Annotated in this window: 34 protein-coding genes and 1 pseudogene; 1 reads left to right on the top strand and 34 read right to left on the bottom strand. The window is 31.5% G+C overall.

Features of this window, described 5'->3' with window-relative positions; genetic code table 11:
- Positions 1-165: 165 nt before the first annotated feature.
- The 5 genes and pseudogenes from codY to RIN63_RS06700 all read right to left on the bottom strand — a co-directional run.
- A complete protein-coding gene (gene codY, locus RIN63_RS06680; protein WP_310443931.1) occupies positions 166-945 on the bottom strand; it encodes a GTP-sensing pleiotropic transcriptional regulator CodY in 780 nt (259 codons plus the stop codon).
- Positions 946-1077: 132 nt separating this feature from the next.
- Positions 1078-3162: a type I DNA topoisomerase gene (topA, locus tag RIN63_RS06685; RefSeq protein WP_310443932.1), complete on the bottom strand. Its 2085-nt coding sequence runs from the start codon at positions 3160-3162 to the stop codon at positions 1078-1080.
- Positions 3163-3186: 24 nt separating this feature from the next.
- Positions 3187-4281, bottom strand: a complete 1095-nt coding sequence (gene dprA, locus RIN63_RS06690; protein ID WP_310443934.1) for a DNA-processing protein DprA — start codon at positions 4279-4281, stop codon at positions 3187-3189.
- A 6-nt stretch (positions 4282-4287) separates the two neighbouring features.
- Positions 4288-4638 carry a hypothetical protein gene (locus RIN63_RS06695; protein ID WP_310444107.1) on the bottom strand — a complete coding sequence of 117 codons (351 nt, stop codon included), beginning with the start codon at positions 4636-4638 and terminating at the stop codon, positions 4288-4290.
- Between the two features lie 45 nt (positions 4639-4683).
- Positions 4684-4782, bottom strand: a pseudogene (locus RIN63_RS06700) (ATP-binding protein); the annotation flags it as partial.
- Between RIN63_RS06700 and RIN63_RS06705 the strand changes: the two are divergent.
- The gene (locus tag RIN63_RS06705) at positions 4761-5216 is read left to right on the top strand and encodes a helix-turn-helix transcriptional regulator (RefSeq protein ID WP_310443935.1); all 456 of its coding nucleotides are present in this window, start codon (positions 4761-4763) and stop codon (positions 5214-5216) included. The pseudogene RIN63_RS06700 and the gene RIN63_RS06705 overlap by 22 nt on opposite strands.
- 61 nt (positions 5217-5277) lie before the next feature.
- On the opposite strand, the gene RIN63_RS06710 is transcribed toward RIN63_RS06705, so the two are convergent.
- From RIN63_RS06710 to RIN63_RS06850, 29 genes are all read right to left on the bottom strand, one after another.
- Complete coding sequence (locus tag RIN63_RS06710) at positions 5278-5445, bottom strand: hypothetical protein (RefSeq protein WP_310443936.1); 168 nt, start codon at positions 5443-5445, stop codon at positions 5278-5280.
- 97 nt (positions 5446-5542) lie between these two features.
- Complete coding sequence (locus RIN63_RS06715; RefSeq protein ID WP_310443937.1) at positions 5543-6466, bottom strand: M28 family peptidase; 924 nt, start codon at positions 6464-6466, stop codon at positions 5543-5545.
- 23 nt (positions 6467-6489) lie between these two features.
- Positions 6490-6621 (bottom strand): hypothetical protein, encoded by a 132-nt coding sequence (locus RIN63_RS06720; protein WP_310443938.1) that lies wholly within the window; start codon positions 6619-6621, stop codon positions 6490-6492.
- Between the two features lie 127 nt (positions 6622-6748).
- Positions 6749-6931, bottom strand: a complete 183-nt coding sequence (locus tag RIN63_RS06725; RefSeq protein ID WP_310443939.1) for a hypothetical protein — start codon at positions 6929-6931, stop codon at positions 6749-6751.
- Between the two features lie 167 nt (positions 6932-7098).
- Positions 7099-7317: a hypothetical protein gene (locus RIN63_RS06730; RefSeq protein ID WP_310443940.1), complete on the bottom strand. Its 219-nt coding sequence runs from the start codon at positions 7315-7317 to the stop codon at positions 7099-7101.
- A 144-nt stretch (positions 7318-7461) separates the two neighbouring features.
- Complete coding sequence (locus RIN63_RS06735) at positions 7462-8094, bottom strand: phosphodiester glycosidase family protein (RefSeq protein WP_310444108.1); 633 nt, start codon at positions 8092-8094, stop codon at positions 7462-7464.
- Complete coding sequence (locus RIN63_RS06740; protein ID WP_310443941.1) at positions 8064-8651, bottom strand: D-Ala-D-Ala carboxypeptidase family metallohydrolase; 588 nt, start codon at positions 8649-8651, stop codon at positions 8064-8066. Before RIN63_RS06740 ends, RIN63_RS06735 begins: the two co-directional genes overlap by 31 nt.
- Positions 8651-9040 (bottom strand): phage holin family protein, encoded by a 390-nt coding sequence (locus RIN63_RS06745; RefSeq protein WP_310443942.1) that lies wholly within the window; start codon positions 9038-9040, stop codon positions 8651-8653. Before RIN63_RS06745 ends, RIN63_RS06740 begins: the two co-directional genes overlap by 1 nt.
- Positions 9041-9110: 70 nt before the next feature.
- Positions 9111-9551 carry a hypothetical protein gene (locus RIN63_RS06750; RefSeq protein ID WP_310443943.1) on the bottom strand — a complete coding sequence of 147 codons (441 nt, stop codon included), beginning with the start codon at positions 9549-9551 and terminating at the stop codon, positions 9111-9113.
- A gap of 6 nt (positions 9552-9557) precedes the next feature.
- The gene (locus tag RIN63_RS06755; protein ID WP_310443944.1) at positions 9558-10442 is read right to left on the bottom strand and encodes a hypothetical protein; all 885 of its coding nucleotides are present in this window, start codon (positions 10440-10442) and stop codon (positions 9558-9560) included.
- A gap of 12 nt (positions 10443-10454) precedes the next feature.
- Positions 10455-10910 carry a hypothetical protein gene (locus RIN63_RS06760; RefSeq protein ID WP_310443945.1) on the bottom strand — a complete coding sequence of 152 codons (456 nt, stop codon included), beginning with the start codon at positions 10908-10910 and terminating at the stop codon, positions 10455-10457.
- Positions 10911-10914: 4 nt separating this feature from the next.
- The gene (locus RIN63_RS06765) at positions 10915-11442 is read right to left on the bottom strand and encodes a putative phage tail protein (protein WP_310443946.1); all 528 of its coding nucleotides are present in this window, start codon (positions 11440-11442) and stop codon (positions 10915-10917) included.
- Entirely contained in the window at positions 11443-12462 is a 1020-nt protein-coding gene (locus RIN63_RS06770; RefSeq protein WP_310443947.1) for a baseplate J/gp47 family protein, read from the bottom strand.
- Positions 12462-12857 carry a DUF2634 domain-containing protein gene (locus RIN63_RS06775; RefSeq protein ID WP_310443948.1) on the bottom strand — a complete coding sequence of 132 codons (396 nt, stop codon included), beginning with the start codon at positions 12855-12857 and terminating at the stop codon, positions 12462-12464. Before RIN63_RS06775 ends, RIN63_RS06770 begins: the two co-directional genes overlap by 1 nt.
- Positions 12854-13168, bottom strand: coding sequence for a hypothetical protein (locus RIN63_RS06780; RefSeq protein ID WP_310443949.1), 315 nt, complete (start codon positions 13166-13168; stop codon positions 12854-12856). The genes RIN63_RS06775 and RIN63_RS06780 overlap by 4 nt, the downstream gene beginning before the upstream one ends.
- Positions 13165-14106: a hypothetical protein gene (locus RIN63_RS06785; RefSeq protein WP_310443950.1), complete on the bottom strand. Its 942-nt coding sequence runs from the start codon at positions 14104-14106 to the stop codon at positions 13165-13167. Before RIN63_RS06785 ends, RIN63_RS06780 begins: the two co-directional genes overlap by 4 nt.
- Positions 14103-14780, bottom strand: a complete 678-nt coding sequence (locus RIN63_RS06790) for a LysM peptidoglycan-binding domain-containing protein (protein WP_310443951.1) — start codon at positions 14778-14780, stop codon at positions 14103-14105. Before RIN63_RS06790 ends, RIN63_RS06785 begins: the two co-directional genes overlap by 4 nt.
- 1 nt (position 14781) lies before the next feature.
- Complete coding sequence (locus tag RIN63_RS06795) at positions 14782-16518, bottom strand: tape measure protein (protein ID WP_310443952.1); 1737 nt, start codon at positions 16516-16518, stop codon at positions 14782-14784.
- Entirely contained in the window at positions 16515-16649 is a 135-nt protein-coding gene (locus tag RIN63_RS06800; RefSeq protein WP_310443953.1) for a hypothetical protein, read from the bottom strand. Before RIN63_RS06800 ends, RIN63_RS06795 begins: the two co-directional genes overlap by 4 nt.
- 38 nt (positions 16650-16687) lie before the next feature.
- Complete coding sequence (locus RIN63_RS06805; protein WP_310443954.1) at positions 16688-17089, bottom strand: phage tail assembly chaperone; 402 nt, start codon at positions 17087-17089, stop codon at positions 16688-16690.
- A gap of 47 nt (positions 17090-17136) precedes the next feature.
- Positions 17137-17610 carry a phage tail tube protein gene (locus tag RIN63_RS06810; RefSeq protein ID WP_310443955.1) on the bottom strand — a complete coding sequence of 158 codons (474 nt, stop codon included), beginning with the start codon at positions 17608-17610 and terminating at the stop codon, positions 17137-17139.
- 17 nt (positions 17611-17627) lie between these two features.
- A complete protein-coding gene (locus tag RIN63_RS06815; RefSeq protein ID WP_310443956.1) occupies positions 17628-18674 on the bottom strand; it encodes a phage tail sheath C-terminal domain-containing protein in 1047 nt (348 codons plus the stop codon).
- Between the two features lie 13 nt (positions 18675-18687).
- Positions 18688-19098, bottom strand: a complete 411-nt coding sequence (locus tag RIN63_RS06820) for a DUF6838 family protein (RefSeq protein ID WP_310443957.1) — start codon at positions 19096-19098, stop codon at positions 18688-18690.
- Entirely contained in the window at positions 19088-19504 is a 417-nt protein-coding gene (locus RIN63_RS06825; RefSeq protein WP_310443958.1) for an HK97 gp10 family phage protein, read from the bottom strand. The genes RIN63_RS06820 and RIN63_RS06825 overlap by 11 nt, the downstream gene beginning before the upstream one ends.
- Positions 19501-19836: a hypothetical protein gene (locus RIN63_RS06830; RefSeq protein ID WP_310443959.1), complete on the bottom strand. Its 336-nt coding sequence runs from the start codon at positions 19834-19836 to the stop codon at positions 19501-19503. The genes RIN63_RS06825 and RIN63_RS06830 overlap by 4 nt, the downstream gene beginning before the upstream one ends.
- On the bottom strand, positions 19833-20174 hold the full coding sequence (locus RIN63_RS06835; RefSeq protein WP_310443960.1) for a hypothetical protein: 342 nt from the start codon (positions 20172-20174) through the stop codon (positions 19833-19835). The genes RIN63_RS06830 and RIN63_RS06835 overlap by 4 nt, the downstream gene beginning before the upstream one ends.
- Positions 20175-20209: 35 nt before the next feature.
- Positions 20210-20479 (bottom strand): HeH/LEM domain-containing protein, encoded by a 270-nt coding sequence (locus RIN63_RS06840; protein ID WP_310443961.1) that lies wholly within the window; start codon positions 20477-20479, stop codon positions 20210-20212.
- Positions 20480-20489: 10 nt separating this feature from the next.
- Positions 20490-21437 carry a DUF5309 family protein gene (locus RIN63_RS06845; protein ID WP_310443962.1) on the bottom strand — a complete coding sequence of 316 codons (948 nt, stop codon included), beginning with the start codon at positions 21435-21437 and terminating at the stop codon, positions 20490-20492.
- 3 nt (positions 21438-21440) lie between these two features.
- Positions 21441-22061: a phage scaffolding protein gene (locus tag RIN63_RS06850; protein ID WP_310443963.1), complete on the bottom strand. Its 621-nt coding sequence runs from the start codon at positions 22059-22061 to the stop codon at positions 21441-21443.
- Positions 22062-22224 lie beyond the last annotated feature (163 nt).

Genomic DNA, 22224 nt, shown 5'->3' on the forward strand with positions numbered 1-22224 from the left:
GTAATTTCGATTTTTAAATTCAGTAATCCTTACATAAACTAACATATACTTACAACTTTTTAATTGAATGCTATTAAAATCTTTGCTTAATTTGTTCTTAAAATACTATTATAACTAAAAAAACTGTTGACATATTATAAATTGTCAACAGTCTTTTCAATAATATTAATCCTTTGTTTTTAGTAGTTCACCTAACAATTTATCATTTAAGATTTTAATATGTGTTCCTTTCATTCCTAATGACCTAGATTCAATCACTCCTGCGCTTTCAAATTTTCTCAAAGCATTAACTATAACAGATCTAGTTATTCCAACTCTATCTGCAATCTTACTTGCTACAAGCAATCCTTCATTGCCATCTAATTCATTAAAAATATGCTCCATCGCTTCAAGTTCGGAATAAGATAGAGTTCCTATAGCCATTTGAACTATTGATTTCTTGCGAGCTTCTTCCTCAATCTCATCGTTTTTAGATCTCAATATTTCCATACCTACTACAGTAGCGCTATATTCTGCTAGTACAAGATCATCTTCTGTGAAATCCTTGCCAAATCTAGCTAAAACTAAAGTCCCTAATCGCTTGCCTACACTATTTATTGGAATTACAGTAGCAATTTTATCTGGGTAAGCACATTCAGACACTTGGTCGAAAACACAATCAGTGACTTCTCTCATATTTTCCTTTGTTTCACCATACATAAGTAATTCATCATTATATTTCTTCGGAAATCTCTTTTCCTTTACTATTTCTGATTGAATTATATCACAATCAAATCCAGCTGCTAGTTCATAACCTAATACTTTTCCACTAGTGCTAGCTATATATACATTTGCATCTAGAATACTACTTAAAATTTCGCTTAAATCTGAAAAAGAAACTGCCTTAGATCCATATCCTTGTAATGATTTGTTTAACCTTCTAGTTTTTTGTAATAAACTTTCCAAAACTAAATCCTCCTTTATGTTTTTCTATATTAATCATAGTTAAATAGTATTATAGAAACTACTATTAAATAAATCATCATTTACATACATAATACTATAAAACTGACAAAATGTACAGAAAATTTTCATTATTTATACTTTTTCGACATTTGTATACCCACAATCCTCATTAGTACATTTTATTTTCTTTTCTTTTCTTGATTTCTTTTCTACCATTAAACTTCCACACCTAGGACACTTTTCTTCCATAGGTTCATCCCATGAGACAAAGTCACAATTAGGATAATTATTGCATCCGTAAAATATCCTTCCTTTTTTCGATTTCCTTTTTACTATATTCCCATCACATTTAGGACAATTAACTTTAAGCTCTTCTACGATTGCTTTAGTGTTTTTACATTCAGGATATCCAGGACATGCTAAAAACTTTCCAAATCTACCATGTTTTACAACCATGTTCCTTCCACATTTTTCACAAATTACATCTGATACCTCATCTTCAATTATTATTTCCTCAATCTCATCTTCAGCCTTTTCTAAAATAATTGCGAAATCTTTATAGAATCCCTTAACTACATCTACCCAAGATAAATCTCCTTCCGCTATATTATCAAGTTCTTCTTCTAAGTTAGCTGTAAATTTTTCGTTTACAACTATATTAAAGTACTCCATGAGTAGATCATTCACCAAAAGACCTAATTCTGTAGGCACAAAATACTTCTTTTCTAATATTACATAGTTTCTTGCTAATATAGTTGCAATAGTTGGTGCAAAAGTACTTGGTCTGCCTATACCCAACTCTTCTAATGCCTTAATTAATGAAGCTTCAGTGTATTTAGGGGGTGGTTGAGTAAAATGTTGATTCGGTATAATATCTTTAACATTCAACTTATTATTAATTTCTAATGCAGGGATTTTCATATCTTTCTCTTCTTCATCGCTGGTTATATACACTTTTAAAAAACCATCAAAAGATAACTGAGAACCAGTAGCCTTAAATATAGAATTGTTACTAATAATTGACACGGATATAGTTTTATATATAGCAGCTGTCATTTGAGATCCTACTAATCTCTCCCATATTAATTTGTATAATTTGAATTGATCCTTTGTCAAAGATTCTTGAATTGATAAAGGTGTTTTTATTATACTAGTAGGTCTTATTGCTTCATGCGCATCTTGAGAATTCTTTTTAGATTTGTTAGCGTAGTTATTCCCACCTTTTGTATATTTATCTCCATAGTTCTCTTTTACAAAATTGCTTATTGCTAAAATTGCTTCATTTGAAATTCTTGTAGAATCAGTTCTCATATAAGTTATTAAACCTACTGATCCTTCACCCTTAATATCTATTCCTTCATATAGTTGTTGAGCAATAATCATAGTTTTTTTAGTAGAGAATCCTAGTTTTTTAGATGCGTCTTGTTGCAATGTACTTGTTGTATATGGTGGATAAGGATTTCTTTTCTTTGTCCCTTCTTTTATATCCTTAACAAAAAAATTCTTCTTGTCAATATTATTTAAAACATTGTCAACATCAAATTTTGTATTTAATTCAATTTTCGTTTCTTTATTATTAATGATTTCTCCATAGTATAATGCCTCAAATAATTCTTTATTGTTTTCTAGTTTAGCCTTTATACTCCAATATTCTTTTGGGATAAAGTTCTGTATCTCATCATCTCTATCGCAAATAAGTTTTACAGCAACTGATTGTACTCTTCCTGCACTTAATCCTTTTCTAATTTTTCTCCATAATAAAGGACTAATCTTATATCCCACAAGTCTATCTAATATCCTTCTTGCTTGCTGAGCATCGACTAGGTCTATATTAATCTCTCTAGGATGTTTTATTGCGTTTGTTACTGCATCTTTTGTTATTTCATTAAATTCAACTCTAATTTTATCATTTTCATTGATACCTAAAATATGAGCTAAATGCCAAGAAATTGCTTCACCTTCTCTATCAGGGTCAGTAGCAAGATAAATTTTATTTGATTTTTTTGCTAAATCTTTCAATTCTTTTATTACAGGACCCTTACCCCTTATAGTTATATACTTAGGTTCAAAATCATTATCTATATCAATTCCTAAGCTACTCTTTGGTAAATCTCTTATATGACCGACTGAAGCTATAACCTTATAGTTTTTTCCTAAAAATTTCTCTATAGTCTTTGCTTTAGCAGGTGACTCAACGATTACTAAATTTTTATGCAATATATACACCTCCAATAAATATATCTAGGAAATAGTAAATACCCTACTAGATAATTCTCTAATTGCACCTTTCAGTTCTAACACAGTTAATAAACTAGTTGCAACCTGTATATCCATTCCTATCTTGTATGCAATAATATCTGTATGAACTGGCCCTGATTCTAAAATTCTAATTATTTTCGTTTCAGTTTCGCTATAATTGGAATAATCAATTTTATTACTCTTATTTACCATAACCATTTGTTTCAACTCATATATTTCTTCAATAATATCATCCATTGTCAATAGTGGCTTAGCTCCATCTTTTATTAGTTTATTTGTTCCACCACTAAATATACTATTTATATTACCTGGTAATGCAAAAACATCCTTTCCTTGATCAAGTGCGTGGTGTGCAGTAATTAGAGATCCTGATTTTTCCTGCGCTTCTATAATAATTACTCCTTTTGATAGTCCACTTATTATTCTATTTCTCTGTGGGAAATTATAAGCTAAAGGTGGTGTACCTAGAGGAAATTCTGTAACAATAGTGCCTTCTCTTTCAATTTCTTTATATAAAGAGAGATTTCGCTTAGGATATATATTATCAATACCATTTCCTAATACTGCTATGGTTTTACCATCATTTTCTAAAGTTGTCTTATGTGCAATAGTATCTATGCCAGAAGCTAATCCGCTTATAATAGTCACTCCCAATTCAACTAATTCCTTAGTAAACTTTTCACATGCCCATTTTCCATATGAAGTTGCCTTTCTTGAGCCAACGATAGCAATTGCAATACTATTATTCAAGAAATTATTACCTTTTATATACAACACTTGAGGACTATCATTTAAATATCTTAATCCTGTAGGATATTCTTCATCAAATATAGTTACAATATCAATATTCTGTTTTTCAATATTCATGAACAAACTTTTAATATTATCTATATTCCGATTATATAATATTTTTTCCTTTACTTCGTCTCTTATACCCTTCATTGCTCTAATTTGTTTACTATCTGATGCCCAGAACTCAGGTAAATCAGAAAAACCCTCAACAACATTTTTAATATTACTATTTCCTATACCCAGACTATTTAACCATATAAGAATTTCTCTTGAAGTGAAATCCATATCATTTTACCCCCAATATTTGTTATCTAGAGTTCTATATCTAACAGCTTCCAATATATGAGAATCTAGAATTGATTCTTCTCCATCTAAATCAGCAATAGTTCTAGATACCTTTAATAATTTATTGTATGTTCTTCCACTAAATTTGTATTTTTCAAATGCTAATTTCATGATTTTTTCTGAACTTGGAGAGAGTTTGCAGTACTTTCTTATATCTTTATTTATTATCTGGGAATTGTTAAATATCTTATCATCTCTATAACGTTCTAGTTGCAGGTTTCTAGCCTTTTTAACCCTTTCACTTATAATTGAAGAGGATTCTTCCTTCTTATCACCTTTCAAATCCTTGTAGTCCACGGGAGAGACTTCTATATGTATATCTATCCTATCTAGTAGAGGATTGCTAATCTTACCCAGATATCTGTCAATACTTCCTTGTGAGCAGGTGCACTCATGTAAGGGATCTCCTAAGTACCCACATGGACAACCTTGCGTTAGCAAAACACAAAACTATTAACATAGAATGTAATATTAATGATATTAATGACCTTCCTGAAACAACATTGGGGGATCGTATCAGGAAGTTAAGATTGCTTATGTATTTGACTATCAAAGATCTATCAATAAAAAGTTGTTTGTCAGAGGAAACAATTAGTAATATTGAGAAATCTCGGACAACTCCTAATATTAGCAGTTTGAATAAGTTATGTCAAGCATTAAACACTAATAATACATATTTATTAGGAACTGATGATTGGGCAGAGGAAACTCAAAGTGAAATAATATATAAGTACAGAATGATATCAGGGTTGTCCCAAAGACAATTGGCCAAGAAATGCAATCTTCATTTTTCTACTATCAAAGATTATGAAAATGGAAAAATAAAACATCCGGATACATTAAAGATTATCTACAAAGGAATAGGTTATATATAAGATTTTTAAATGAGTAATTATACCTATATAATTTATGTCTATATAATAGGAAGAGATTATTTTAAAGCTTACCATATTCACTCAAAGAATTGTATAACTCTACCAAAGAATCTGGTGATATCTTTTCTGCTCTTTCTATTATATAACGCTTTTCATCTTCTTTAAGATCTTCAATACTTTTTGCTATATCTGCTAATCTTTTAGCTATAAACAATAATTCTTCACTCATAAAATCAAACCTCTCATAAGTTAATTACAATATTAAACTTACCCAATGTTTATTAATCAACACAAATAAAAAACTATGGATTTAATTTCATAGTTTTTTACTTTATAAGATTACATATTTCTTCTGTTAAATATTCAATGTTTTCTAATTTTAAATATTTATCTTTATTACAATGTACATTAGGGATATAGTAACCTTTTCCTAGCTTACTTTTATTACTGAACACTATCCCTATTGCACCTTTATTCTTAAAAGTAAAATCATCCGATAAAGGTAATACTTTATATTTATATCTATTAACTTCGATTCCAGTAGACTCTTGTAATTTTTCTTGGATTTCTTTAGCAAATTCATCTTTCTTTCCATGAGTTATTAATATAGTACCTCCAGCTCCTACACAATCAAAGTTAATTAATTTCTTGTTATCTAATGATACTCTATTTCTCTTCCAATATTTCTTCATAGCTGCAGAACCTAATAATCCCCATTCTTCATTGTTGAAAAATACAAATGCAACCTTATCTTTATCTATACCAAGCTCTAAAATCTCATGAGCTATATTCATTAATGTTAAAACTCCAGAAGTATTGTCATTATAGTTATTTTTATTTGGTATGAAAATACCTATCATCAGCAATACATAAGGAATGCTTGCTAATAAATCAACTCGATGTTCTAATCCAAATATATTAGCTGCTATTACCATTAATGTTGAGTACAATAATATCATCATCAATATAGCTAAATTAGCTAGTATAATACTTGTATTTCCAAATAATTTATACACAAATCTTGCATACTCAGGAATTTTTCCTGGAGTATCATAATGAGCTGTATAAATGTATTCTGCTCTTTCTATATCTCCTACTATTATATTTCCTTTTAATATCTCAGAATCCCATCCTAATTTATTAGTTTCTTCCTTTATATATGCTCTAAGTTTACTCTTTTGCCATGGAAAAAATCTCACACCATAATTTAATATAATTTCTTCTTTAACGCGCTCTAAATAGTTAGTCATAAATACCTCCCTAGTTGCAATAATTACTGTTTAAAACCACTTCCTAGACTCATAACAATATTCATAAAAATTGGTGGAAAAAACTTAATAAATATAAGTACTAATATTAATCCTATAACTAAATCAACACCTGTTACTTTTCTTCTTGATCCCATAATATCCCTCTCTCTATATAAAATATAGATTTATTATACAATATAGAGCAGTTTTAATCCATTAAAAGTAATTTTCATAAGTAAAAAAAAATAAAGACTAGAGATTTCTCCCTAGTCTAAATTAATATTATTGACGATTTCTATTGGGTTTACCTGCACCGCTGCCTCCAGTACCGCCACCAGTGCCTCCACAGCCATCATCGTTGTCCTCTGTTGGTATGTTTGACCCTGCAAAACTTGTCGTTGCAAACTGACTGAGTAATACAATACTCATGCAAAGAATTATTAGCATTTTTTTCATTTTAAACATAATACCATCTCCTTTAATTTGATACTATATATATTCTATATAATATTTGCTTTTCCTTCTTATTATTATAAGCAAAATTAAACAAATTACTTCGTATTTTGACGAATAAAAAAGCCCTAGATTTTGCTCTAGGGCCTCACTCTTAATAAATATCTATTTCTCAGAATTTAAGGCAGGATTTGCTCATCACATTTGCCACCAGGGCGACCACCATTATCAGCTCCTCCAGTACCACCACTAGTACCTCCAGTGCCCCCAGTTGCACCACCATCATCATAATCTTCGCTCGGTATGATATTATATTTTGCAAAACTTGTTGTTGTAAACTGACTAAGTAATACAATACTCATGCAAAGAACTATAAGCATTTTTTTCATTTTAAACATTATATCACCTCCTATAATTTGATACTATAAATATTCTACAAAAAACAGAATACTCCTTCTTCTTATTATAAGCAAATTCATACAACTTCCGTCATTTTTGGACAAAATAATAAGGCCCTAGATTTTTAGTCCAGGGCAATTTTTCTACCAAGTCACTACCGAATATAATCTTCTAGTAGTGCTATATATTAATTTACTATTTACTTTTAACGCAGTAGATCCTCCTGCATCTAGTGTGATTCCTATACTACATCCTAAGTTTTTTAATACAGTCTGTCCTGTCTGAATGGAGCAATTCTTTCTAACTGCTATTACTATCTTTTTCTTAGTAGGATTATATCCTATGAGTGGTCTATTAGCCGACCTCCCTATATCAGAATAAATTCCTACAAAACCAGAACTTACCATATTGATTTTTGAAAGTACTGAACATCCACTTACTGCGAACCATACATCTTTTTCTCCATTTATATTAAGCAGTTCTTTCACTTTCACTGTACCATCTTTATACACTATGAGAGTGCCTGCTGCTTTGTTATGAGGTTGTCTATTACTTAATACTTTCCCCTCTGATACTAGAATCCCCAAAGGGTAAGTTACTCCGTTTACATGATGCCATTGATAACCACTCGTAGCAAAATTAGGTAGATTTATTTTGTTAGCTGCTTTATCCTGGATAGATATTCTTAAATCTAAAGGATCTATCTCTACTACATCAGTAACTCCGCTTTTATAGTGCTTAAAATTTAGTTTTTTTTTGAGTTTAATTCCTCTAATGTTTTCTTTCCAACTATACCATCTGCGACTAACTTATTGTCTTTTTGAAATTTCCTTACCTCTCTATCTGTAGCAGTGCCAAATATACCATCTGCTACACCTACATTGTAACCTAATTTATTTAATTTTAATTGCAATTCCTTTACATCATTACCTCTACTGCCTTTTTTCATACTATCAATTCCTTTCTTTGTTCTTAAATCCCATTTGTTAGGAATTTCTCTTACATCTAAATGAATGAAAGTATCATATATCCCTATTCCAGTAAATCCTATTGCATCTGCTATATCTCTAATAGTTTCTATATCCAATTTTTGATTAGTAATACTTATATCTACTGCTTTTCCTAGTAAGTGTTGGCTATTAGTAGAACCTTTAACCTTTTTATTGTGCTCAAGAGTTCGATAGGCTGAATTAATTATCGTTGGCAAGCCTAACCTATCTCTTAATTGTTGTAATTTATCCAATAGATTGCTATCAAGTTTCACCAATTGACTCCCATCTTTGCATTGAAATTCATGCAAAGAAAAGTCTTTAGATATTTTTATTCTATTCATTATTTGCCACCACTTTTTTCAAACAGACTTTTAAAAAAGTTAATAAACGGATCTACACTCTTATCGTCATCTGCTAATTTAAAATGATTTAAAATAGAGTTAATTTCACTCACTAAATATCCAGTATATAATACATATAAAGCACTTATACCTAGAGCCCCAGGCATTAAGAGTGCTACTGGGATTGAATAAACTAACAAAATAAATAATAGTAATTTTCTAGCTATCCCTAAAATTGCTTTAGAACTAGAAAAATCAATTTTGGGATTAAACTTTGCATTAATCCAACCTATCGTAAAATCAATAATATTCGCCCCTAAAATTAAAGCCAAAAAATAAACTAACTTGGTACTATCTGATTCTAAATAAACTTGTAACCATTCTATCATTTGCATATTCCTCACCTTTCTATTGTTTTATAAAATAATAAAGAAGGGCATAAAAAAAGCCCTTCTAGGGTTATTCTATATAAGTTTGTTTCTTACTCTTAGATATACCACTAACATTTATATCAAACAATGCTTTTAAATTTTCTTGTGATGTTAGGGATTTAGTTTTATTGTAATTTGGTATTTCTGGATTACCTCTCATTTGTAAATCAAACATAACTTCTTGAATATTACTTACTGAATATGTTTCAACATAGTTATTGTCTATATCTATATTTATTTCATTAACTGTATCAAATATTGTTACATTATCATTTGGTAGATATTCTTGAAGCAATTCGATATCAGTAATTTTACCATAACTTGTAATTTCGTTATCCTTACTTATTTGATTATGTCCATATATTATAAACCCTGCTTGTGTCATATCTCCCCTTGCAATTTCTTCTGGTATCACATCTGTTATATTTCCTAATATTTTTATATACATATTATCATAATCCCCTTTCATAATTAATTACTTTAACATAGTTAACCCATATACTTTTTCCATACTTGATAACTGTGTTTGTTTTAAACGCACAAAATTAGTTTTATTAAATTCTGCGATATAAGATTTAAAAGCAATATTATCAAATTTCATAGAAGCTACATACAACGATGTGTTAAAACTATCCATTGAAGTAAGCTGCATTTTTTCAGTAAATAGTGGATTAGCGGTGCTTTGTCTTATATCAGCTAGTGTTTCTGGGTTTTTCTCGTACAAAACATCTCTAGAAGAACTCCTGCTATTACCACCATACAGTTCACTGTCAGAACCTCCTACCAGTTCTGGGTCACTATAACCACCTATATCTATGGAAACTCGGGTTAATGCAGCTAGTGTAATTTTATTTCTTTTTTCTATATATATAGTGTATGTGTCTGGGTATTCTTCATCGCCTCTAACATACGAATAATAAGATATATACATATAATTATCGTTTGCGTTAATGCCTGAACCACTAGAGAACGGTGGAGTACCACCAATATTTTTTGGAGAACCTATAACTGTGAATGTTTCTGGGTTTATAACAATAAAAGTTGCTGTATTAGCCCTCAAAGTATATAATGCTTTATCTAAACTAGTAATATCAACACCATTATTAGTTATTCCCATTGCACTTGTTCTAATTTTAGCTAATGTTGAAGGATTTAACTCACTAATGTATTTATCCATAGAACCATCATTTGAAGTGAGATTATAATTCACGAATAGCCTTAGTGTTTTTAACCCCTCTACTTCTTTCCACACACCATCTATACCAACCCACATCTTTTCTACTTCTTTCCATACCCCACCTATACCTACCCATGCCTTATCTAAATCTTTCCATACTCCACCTATTCCTACCTTAGTCATATCATCACTTCCTTATGGTTTATACTTGAGCCATACAGCCCCGTTGGGTGCTGTACCAGTAGCATCAGCTGTAGATAGGATTATGTTTCTTATTTGAGCAGTTGTATAGGAAGTATTGGCCTGTGCTACTACTGCACCTGGTAAAGTTCCAGCAGTTATCATGCTAGCTGGGTGAGAAGTAGGATGAGAATAAACTGTATCTGTAAACTTAGCATTTTCAGGTACATCTGTGAGTACTCTTGAATTGTCTACTTTACCATCTATATCCCCTTCAATTTCTGTAAACTTTTCTTCTATTGTTTTGCCATCTTGCAGTTTTATGTCTTCAGCAGATAAGTCGGTTATACTGTTTTCTATCTGCTTTAAGGTAGTATCAATAGTATCAAAATTTTCATTAATCCCTTCAATATTAACATAGTCATTGCCTTGCTGTTTCTCTAAATTATAATTGGGTGTTAGTTCTGCCATCTTATCACCTCTCTCTTAATTGATCCCATGTGTACGAACTTGCTTGATTCCATGTCATGTTAGATATATCATTCCAAGTGTTAAAGGTATATTCAAATGTAAATGCTAAGTGAGCGGGTTTAATTTCTTCAATAGTAATTGTCAAATCTGCCATGTTAGCAGGAATACCTTTTGTTCCAACAAACTTTACAATAAAACTATAATTAGAAGGATCTTCTATTACTTCAACTTCACCATTAGAATATGTCCTAGCAACTTCTTTGATCATTTGTTTAGTTACTGTACCAATTCCTCTGATTTTTGCGCTTATTCTCTCTCGTCTAAATTCATCAGATTTAGATACATCAACTTTTATTCCATATATTTTTTCATACCTACTTAGTAAAGCAGTAGCTGTATTTACGAAACATTGATTTATAGTCTCATCAAACTTATTCGCCAAGGAATTTATATTAACACTCAAAATACTCTGTAGCTCTTCCATGGTTGAGTTGTCTTTGTAATAATCAGGCAGTAAATTTATTAAATCCAACTATATCACCTCATTTAACTCTACTGATCCTGCAATGGGCATTTCAGTATCTAATATCTCTATATTCACTGTATCATCATTTACAAGAAGATTAGAGTAATCAGCTATACCTTGGGTGGATAGGAGTAAGCTTCCTATTCTTGCATAACTTACGCTATATGTCTTGAATACAGTCTCTTTAAGATAATCTGTGAATGATTTAATAAAATCATTTTTAACTTCAACTAAAGATTTAGAGCCATCTAATATTATATTAACTACTACATCTATATCTTTCCCTGTAGGGCTATCCACTGTAACTGCTACACATATAGGTCTTAAAGTTTCAATATGTTCGTATACTATTTGTTCTAGAGTTTCATCTACTTCCATATTGCTATCTACAATTAATAATTTTACAGTTCCATTCCCATTCCAAAGTGGAAACACTTTTATATCCCCTACACCAGGTACTTCCAATGCCCATTTCTTATAATCATCAACATTACCAGATGTACTAGGAGTTTGAATTTGAATGTAAAATCTAGACCTTAAATTTTCATCTGTCTCCTCATCTTGTCCTGAAGAAAATATATCAGTTAATGTGGCAGTTATTCCTGATATATTATCAATGTTTTCAAGCGTACCAGTGTAAATATTCCCTATCTCTCCATATTGCTCACATTCTGCTTTATAGATATTAGGTGATATTAACTCCCGAATGACATAAACAGTGTCGTTCAATCCCCATCTAGTACCTATATCAATTACACCTGTAGTTTCAATCTTTCTTATAGCTCTAGTTGGCTGTTTTCTAGTAATCCCATAATCAGCAACAACTCTATCTAAATATTCACCAACTGCAGTATCACCACTTACTAAATCAATAAAATTATTAAGCATGAAATAGGTCTGTGCTAACTGATAAGCACAAGGAGCAAGAGCATCATAGATAATAGATCCTTCTCTTTTATCTACATCACTAGTAGCTCTACTGAGCATATCAGTAAGTATATTTTCATAGGTCATATCTTCAAACACTATAGGTTCACCTCCTTGGTGATAGTGATTTCTCCATAGATACTTATTACATCAAAGGTGCAAATCATTTCATCACCTTTAACTACAAAATTAAAGTTATCTACACTTTCTATTCTTTCATCTTTCAATAAGCACTCCTGGATCCTTCTTTTTAATTCAATCTTTCCATATATTTGATCTTTACCTATAAGACTTTCAACTTCAATTCCATAAGAAAAGCTATATATCCCGTACTCATACTTTTCAGTACTTAGTACTTTATATATAGCTTGTTTTAGAGCATCTAGTCCGTCTGTATAGCCTTGTATTTTATCATCATTTAGTTTATATGTCTTACTTACTTCAATATCATCTGTGATTTCTAAATCAATGTCAATTTCACTTCTAGGTATCATTTAATCACATCCTCTACTTTGTAGGACCTAGTCATTCCATCTATAGATAGTTTAATCGTACATCCCTTAGAAATAAATTCTTTATCTATTATTTCGACTATATAAAATTCTTGGCCACCATGATTCCTAATTAATCTTACTTTATCACCTATAGATATAAAAACTTTTAGATTCCCTTCTATAAGTTCATTAGGGATAACTAATTTATCGCTAATTTTTACACCATCAGCTACTACAGTACCCAGCATAATACTGCACAATTTAATGTTGTTAAGGTAATTTTGAACTATAATTTTTATCTCTTGTATCATATCATCACCTCTAAGTCCATGGTGTGAACTGGTAAATATTCATGAGTGATAGAATTAACTATCAATCTTTTATCGAGTTTTATATCTTCTATTTGACCATAAAAGCTGCTTCCTGCTCTTACTCTAGTATCTCCTAAACATTTCAGGTTTAATGTCTCTTGCTCTCTGTTATAAAGCTTTAAAAGGATATCAGCCTTAGACTTTATTTGCGAAGGGTTTCCATTCTTATCTAGAACATCAAAATACTGCAATAACCCATATTCACTAATAGAATTACTGTCCTTAGTAACATAAGTATCCCTCTTGCCTGTTTTCTCATTGTCACTTACTAATTTAATTTGATTGTAAAAATCATCATCAATTGATTTCTCATATTCAAAGTCATAAGCTAAACTTTCATCACCTAATATTAAGTTAAGAGTCAAATCCTCTAAGTCTCTGATAGCAATGGAGCCAAATTCATCTCTTAGGGTGTATTTCTCCCCTGTACTAATTAATGTATCACTAATAGATGTATAAATAATATCTATCCATGTTTTATTGTCTTGGACACTCACTGGTAGTTTGAACTTAGTATCAATAATATCTCCAAATCTTAAATTAAAATAATCACACATCTTCTTGGTTAGTGATGTAATAGTATCATTCTTTACAACTATAGTATCCTTTGCTTTAGCATATCTGAGTTGATCATATGCTGTTATGGTCATTTCTTTCTTTTTATTTCTTCCATGCTTAAATACAACTCCATAAAATACCTTATCTTCTTTATATTTAAACCTTACTATACTTCCATTGTTAATCTTTAGATCATCATCAACATAGGAGAATTCTAGTTTACTACACCCATTATTTAACTTATCTGTATAAGATACTTTTGTTACAAGTTCACTTATTTCATAAATCTTCTTATCAACTTCAACTAGAAATTCCATCATGGTATCATCAACCTTTGACCTGGATAAATTAAATTAGGATTCTTTATTTTATCTTTATTAGCATTCACAATTTTAGTGTATTGGGTTCCATTGCCATAATATTTTTTAGCAATAGCCCACAAGGTATCACCAGATACTACAGTATGATAGCCATTACTTTTGGGATTAGGTTTTTCAGGTATAATAGGTTTAGTACTTGCTGTTTGAACTGCAGTATTGAGTATTTTAGTCTCTTTAATAACTACAGATTTTTTACCATATTTTCTATACTCTAAAAGCTTAAAACTAATATACTTATCTCCTTCTTCTCCTGCTTTTTCAACTTCACCACACTCCTCTATTAACACTAAAGTATTAATATCGTTTCCAATACCATTGCTAGCAATAAATCTTACCGGAGTAAGCTTATCTCTCCATTTTTCAAATAGTTTTATATAATAATCTGCAGCTTTAAAATCTCCAGCCGTCTCAACATAATGTATAGGATTTGAAGGGAATTCACATTCAAAGCTATACTCTTTCAACTCCATATGAGTAGGTATTGCAATTTGTCCTAATTTTAAAATCTCATATTTTTCAATAGCCTGTACACTAGATGTATCCATCTGCTCTGGATTAGTAGGGAGCCTATATGTTTTATTGTCATAATCAAAGAATATCGCATAATTACTCATATTAATAAGCCCCCTCTGCAGCTATTGCTATCTCTTCTTGTAGTATCTTTCTAATCCTTCCATGAACTTTATCTACATCAGCGGCTTCGTGTACATCACCAAATGATATTTCTATATTAGGTGCCAATGTAGCAGTGCTAAACTTATTTATATAATCTCTTTCTGCTACATCTCTTAAATATTGCAAATCTTCATCTGACATATCTACATCAACTTTTTTATTTTTGCCTTTACCCTCGATAGTTAATGGATTGTTAGATGTTCCAAAGTCACCAAATGGATTAGTTAAGCTGCTAAGCTTATCTTTCCCGCTATTATAGATGTTCTTACCTATATCAGAACCTTTCTTGGAAGCATCTGATAAATTTACATAATCAATTAATTCTTTGTTGCCCCAGTAACCACTTAGTTCATTAACAGAGCCTATATTAACACCAGGTATTTTATTTAGTGCATCAATAATTAGATTTACACCTTTTATAATAAGATTTATGGCTCCAAATACAACTTTTTCAACTGCATCCATTATGCTTATGAATGAATTACTAATAGCTATACCTGCGTTTGCAAAGGCTCCTATTAACCAACCAATAGTCCCACCTATGAATCCAAATACTTCTTCAGTTGTTACTCCCACTGCATTCAATGCAGCCATAACTAAACCTATAGCTAATATCACTAGGAATATAGGACTTGTTATCATAGTCCATAGAGCACCTTGAAGCATTAATGGAGGAATCATTGCCCATAGCTTTGTTATTATACCTACTAGAAGATATCCACCTATAGCTGCCAATACCGGGCCTATAAAATCCCAATACTGTGCTGATATATCAAGTAGCCAACCAATACCAGTAGCTAAGAGATTAATCCCAGCAATAACATTATTTACACCTGTTTGAAATCCTTCAGTATTAATAAGTTTATTTACCTTAGCAATAACAGTATCAAAGGCTTTTAACCCACCGTTTTTAATCTTAGTCCACACATCAGCAAAAGTCATTGGCATAGTCGCAAACTTTTCATTGATATCATCACCTGCCATAAACATAGCATTTTTAATAATATCTGCAGTAATAGCACCATCAGAAGATACCTCTTTAAGTTCACCCTTTGTTAGACCTGTGTATTTCGCTATAGCATTATATATCATTGGAGCATTTTCCATGATAGATACAAGTTCATCTCCCATAAGTCTACCAGAAGCCATGGCTTGAGATAATTGTCTCATTGCTCCTTGTTGCTCTGATGTATCAGCTCCACCAACTTTAAATCCTTTCTGAACTAATTCTGTAAAAGCTATCAATTCATCATTGGAAGTGAAAGCATCCCCTGCAAGTAACCCCATTTTCGATATAGCACCTGCCATCTCACTATATAAGCCTTTGGATCTATTAGCTGCAGCAAAGATTTTCTCCTGGAGCTCCAATTGAGTTTGCGAACCATCATTAATCAAATCAAGCCTAGCACTTGTATTAGTAAATTCATCAGCAATAGACATTCCTTTTATGGCTCCTGCTGTGAGTGTTGCTAAGCTTATAAATTTCCCTAACCCACCACTTGCTTTACCTGCACTAGCTCCAGTTTGCTCAAGTTTCTTATTAAATTTATCTGTAGACCCACTGGCTTTTAGAATTTTATTTGTTGCTTCATCTGTTTTCCTATTCACTTTATCAATGGTAGTTGAGTAACCATCATAAAGCCTAAACATTGCTTTTAAAGTAGCGATATTTATCACCTCTTTCGGCTTGCTTTAGCCACTTCTTTTTTCTCATTTTCTACTCTTACCTGTATGCTTGCATAGACGAAAGCTTTTTCCTTGTCATCCATACTATCTAATACAGATGGTAGTATGTGTAATTTTTGCAAGGCAAAGTGAGCAAGATTAAATTCAGCATCACCTTGCTTTATTCGTTTTTTACTTCTTCTATATCCTCATTAATGTCTTCATCTAGTCCACTTAAATTTTGTACTTCTTGTGCTAATACTGCATATTCTCCTATTAATAACATGTTTTTTAAGCATTCAGTTTCACCTAATCCATACGACTTTTGCAATTCTTCATTAGTCAAATCAGGGAATACTACTGCACTTGCAGTTAATGCTTGCACATATTCGGTTCGGTTAAAAGTTTCAACACCTTTTTTGTCCTTCTTAGTATATTTCTTAATAAGCTGCTCATTCTCCTTTTGTGTAATTGGTCTAATTATAAAAGGAACAGGTTTGCCATCTTCCATAAATCTATTTGAAACTACAACTTCTTTATTTTCAACTTGAACTGGATTTAAAAATGCTTTTAATGAACTCATCAATATTCTCCTCTCAAAATAAAAAGAGTAGGTTTTTAGCCCACTCTTCATCTATAATTTTCTGGTAAATTAAAATAACTTAGTCCTTCTAGATCGTCATAGGTAAAATCAGTGTCTATTGTAATAGGGTCATCTGACTGATCATCTAATGTTGCTACAGGAATTGTCTTTAACAATACATTTAATAATACTACTTCTTGAGTGCCTATAGTAGATTGCTCGTCATAATTTTTTGTTTGAAGTTTCAATCCACCATATTTTCCTTCTTTAATGTACTTAATAGCAAGCCTAAGCATATCACTATTCATAAAGTACATTGTCATGCTTCCAGTACCTTCAGCTCCAACTACTTTATGTTGTGTCATTCTGTGTCCTAGCATCCTTCTAGACTGAATAATTAAATCTAGTTGAGCCTTTATATTAGATATCTCAAATAATTCTCTATTTGAGCCATCTATTGTGATAAAAACCTTACCCTCTTTAGAGGATATAGTATCAGCTAATCTTGTATAGTTTGACATTCTCTATTCCTCCTTTCTTATGATAAATTAACAGTAATATATATCTTCTCTATACTGTCTACTGGTTGAATAAAACAGTCAATAACAACTGCATCACTATCTACACCTTTTTCAACTTTCACATCTTCAGCAGTAAAGTTTTGTATTGCGTTTAGTCTTTGAAGCTCATTAAAGTACTCAATTAATGTAGCTCTTAGTATAGACCTACCATCTGCATTGTTATTAACTTTACCTACATAGTTAGATTCAAATATTACTGTAATATCGTTATTAATTCCATCTATAGTCCTTATAACTCTATTTTTAGTGAACTGTTTACCTTTATCCACTGTAACAGTAGTTAGTGAGTTGATATCATATACTGCAGTTACATTTTGCATGCTATCAACTTTAAATATAAACTCTCCTGCTGTAATAGCTGCCTCCATTTCAGTCTTAGTCATCCTAGGTGCAACATCAATAGCACCTACATATTTTCTTCCAGTATTGGACTGATTTATATTAGCACCTGCAGTAACACCCGCTACCCATGCAGTAGTTTTTTTCTCTGTTAATTCTGTATTGTCTGCCAATATTACACCCTGAGTAACATTTATAATACCCTCATCATCAGCCACATAATTCGCCAACACACCTTGTACTTTAACACCTTCTGTATCTCTCATGGCTTTTATCCATGTAGCAATAGCAAGTTTATTAGCATCATAGGTTAATCCATCATAAGGATAGCAAATAGTATTAAAATCTACTGTCTTAAGTGAGGCCAATGCAGCTGTTATAATTTCCTCTGTATGTTCAGCAGCTCCTAAATTGTATAATAAAACTGTCTTAGCACCTTTTAAAGCTTCATTAACTAAAAGCTTATCTGCTTTTGTAACACCTTCTGGATACTCATTTTCTGTAGCTGTAATTCTGTATATATCTCCAACATCACCTACACTCATTTCTTGTAGTAATACCACTGTTCCTCTATCTCCTAAGGTAATAGATAATGGGGCATTAGTTAAGAAATTAATATAGGCACCAGGTAATATTTTATTCTGACTTGTCCATGATCCTGCCATAATATCTTACCTCCTATAAATTAGTTTTAATATCTTCTACTTCTTGCATCTTCTCAAATTGTTCTACTTTTATTTCTGAATAATTGATATTGAAAGTAAAATGCAATACATTGTCCGTAATAGTTGCTTGCTTGCTTAATGCTCTATAACTACCTATTAAGTCCATTTCTCTAAATAGATTTAGTTTAACTTCCTGACAATCCTCTTTCAAATCTTTTAATTTACTATTACTGAAGTATGCAATGTCAAAAGATAGTAAACTATTAAATTTTCTATTCATTCTCTTTTCATAATCTTGCTCTATCAGGTCTATTAAAAAAGATGGTTTTTGAAAATTCTGGGGAATATCATCAACATAAACAGTATATGTCGGATATAATTCTAGTAATTTGTTTACGATCTCTTGCCTAATATTACTTATCATGTTTTCTATTCACCCTTTCAACTTCTTCTTTAAACTCCCTCTCTAAAGCTTTGTCTACTTTGTTAATTGCTTTCTCAAGCATATATTGTCCTTTTACAAATCCTACTGTTTCACCTTTTCTACTTACTATCCTATGGCCATAGTTTACATATGAAGCATAATCCATTATATTTACCATAGTCTTAGTAACTCCACCAGTTCTTGACTTAACAGCTGGAGCTGATTTCCATCCTTTTCTCATATATCCAGTGTCAACAGGAGTATTTCTTTTTACATCTGCAACACCTTCATTTACAGCTTTATTCAAGACTTTAATATCAATATCTACTATATCATCAAGCATAGCTGCAAGTTCTTTTCTAAACTGTTGAATAGCAGCTTTATTATGCCTTTCGTTAGTGTTCATATAGTATCATCTCTTTTAACACTGAATTCCATATGAGTAGAATAAGGAAATCCTTCACCTACTGCAAGAGTAACTTGTTTACCATTTCTTTGAGTTACTATTACCTTGTCTCCCTCTTTTAAATCGGTTTCTAGGCTACAAAATAAAGTATATGAGTTAATTATCGTTGGCACTCCTTCCGAGCCTGTATCGGTCAATGAGCCTTTGCTATATTGACATTTAACATTGTTATGCATTTCTTTTTCTACATTCTTAGTAACTCCATTGACAACTTCATCAACCCACCTGTAGATATCCATCCTATCTTTCCATAGTCTTTCAAGTGGACTCATTTCCTTAGCCTCCTAAAGGATTGTAAAGCTTTCTTATTTGATTCTGATAAACCATAGATAGTATCTTTGGAGGTTTTATCATCTACATTGTAGGTTATAGATGTATCCCCTTCTTTTATGGACTTCACATCAAACACAGAAGTAGTTCCATTTTCAGCTTCATAATTAATAATGCTTTGTACTTTCTTCCTGATGAAAGGCTCTAACTCAATGGGCAGCTCTGTAAGGTTACAGTAATTCATAACTTCTTGAATAGTATCTTTAATTATTAGATCTTTAGTTTCATCAGATATTTTTAGATTTATTTTAACTTTTGCTATTAATTCATCCGTAATCACTATATCAACTCCTTTTTAAAAAAAGGGAGCTGATATTACTCAGCACCCTCTAATAGTTTAATTAAATCTTCTTTCTTCGCCTTAGGATCGTACTCTATTTCTTTTTCATCAAGCAAGGCTTTTATATCTGCTATTTTTAGTTTAGATATATCATTATCTCTTTCTGTTTCCTCAAATTCATAATCATTATCTTGTAAAAATTCTATTACTCTTTCATCTTCTGTTACAAGTTCTCCATCTATGAATTTACAAAGGATGCAGTTATTCTCTGCATCCCATATTATCCCATGACCTTTAAACTTCATGTCATCCCTCCTATGAAGTTTTTAGCCCAGTGATAGTACCATGCATGAATGCAGGACCATGATCTAGACCAAACTTTCCATATATTTGTCCATCTTCTGAAGCACCGACTTTAGACAACTCTTCATAGAAGAAGTTACCTTTTTGTGGTACTGGTTGGAATACTGGAGCTAATACTGACATTTCAGATGCTAATACAGTACTTTGTGGCATAAATCTATTCAATGAAATACCTATATTCCCAAAATCCGTCTCAATTTGTTTGATGTTAGTTCCACCGATATTTCTATCTGTAGGAGCTAATGAGTAAAGTGTTGTTATGATTTGCTTTTGCAAACTATTAACCCAAAGCACCATATTAGAGAAAATAGCACCATTATCAAACATTTCTTTGAATAATGCTTGCATCATTTCTTTAGTAAGCGTTGCAGCAACTTCGTTGTTAATATTGTTGCCAGTAGCACATAATTCAATAAGACCTCTTGTCTTATTGGCTACTGCAGCAGATGTTGCTTTTTGGTAAACACCATTGATAAGAGTGTATTCTATATCTCTAGCAATTTTCTTCAATGTAGTTGCAATTTGGAAATCTTTTTCATTTGGTGCATTGTTTTTTTGGCCTGCAGTATTTAGTCCACTCATTCTTCCGCTGTTTGAAAGTTTCTCATAGGAAATAGATACTTTCTCTTGGAATATTTGGGTAACATTTGTATTTTGATCTCTAACAAAACCTGTTGCTGCTGGAGCTGTTAAAGATGCTGTTTCTGTAATACCTGGTTGTGCAGCTGCTGGCATTGAATATTGAGAATCTGTAGGGAACTCAAAATTCTCTGTTTGAACTCCTCCTGTCATTCCACCGATAGCGGTAAGAATAGGAGTATTTAGTTCATCTGCAGTATATAAATCACCCGCATAGTTTGGTAAATTCCATGTTGTACCTTGTCCTGTTATATTAGCCATATTTTATTCCTCCTCATTTAAATTAAATAATTGATTTTTAGCTGCTACCCTTTGAACAAATGGTGTTTTAGGGTCATTGATAATTGTTTCTAATTCTTTTCTTTTCCCAGTAAGTAGTTGAGATCCTCCAGTATTATTAGGGTCCCTTCCTGTTACTACTGGAATAAACAAATCTTTATATGTTTCCTTAATACTTGTTAATTGCTCATCAACACCTAATACAGTTCCATCTTCTGATATAGATAACTTAGTTTTATCAAACTTAGTCATCAATAAATCAGGGTATTTTGTATCAGTTAGCTTGGTTTGAATTGCAGAATTAATTGTTATGTCTTTAAGCTTAGCTTCATAAGTTTCCTTAGTTGCTTTATTTGCTTCTTGAAGATCTGTAATAGTTTTCTCTAGATCCTCATTTCCTTTAGCTTTACCCTGCAAATCTTTAAGCTGTTTGTCTCTGTCCTTAATTTGCTGTTCTAAGTCTTTCTTGGTGTCATTGAGTGTATTAAACTCACTCTTTGGTACTGCATACTTTGGAAACTCTGTATTTACTTCTTTTAAGAGCTCATCTGAATTTAATACTCCATCTTTTGTATGTTTTTCAATTAATACTTTTAGCCATTCCATTTATAAATTCCTCCATAGATTTTTATTCCGACTCTCTCGGTATTGGGATTCTGCTAGTTATTCTCATAGCTGAGTGTGTAGTTTAATGTCACTTTCGGACATAAAAATAAGACTTAATAATAAGTCTTTTAATTAGAAGGGGTTTAACCTTCTCTAGATAAGG

Source organism: Tissierella sp., assembly GCF_031460495.1.
Taxonomy (GTDB): Bacteria; Bacillota; Clostridia; order Tissierellales; family Tissierellaceae; genus JAVKTS01.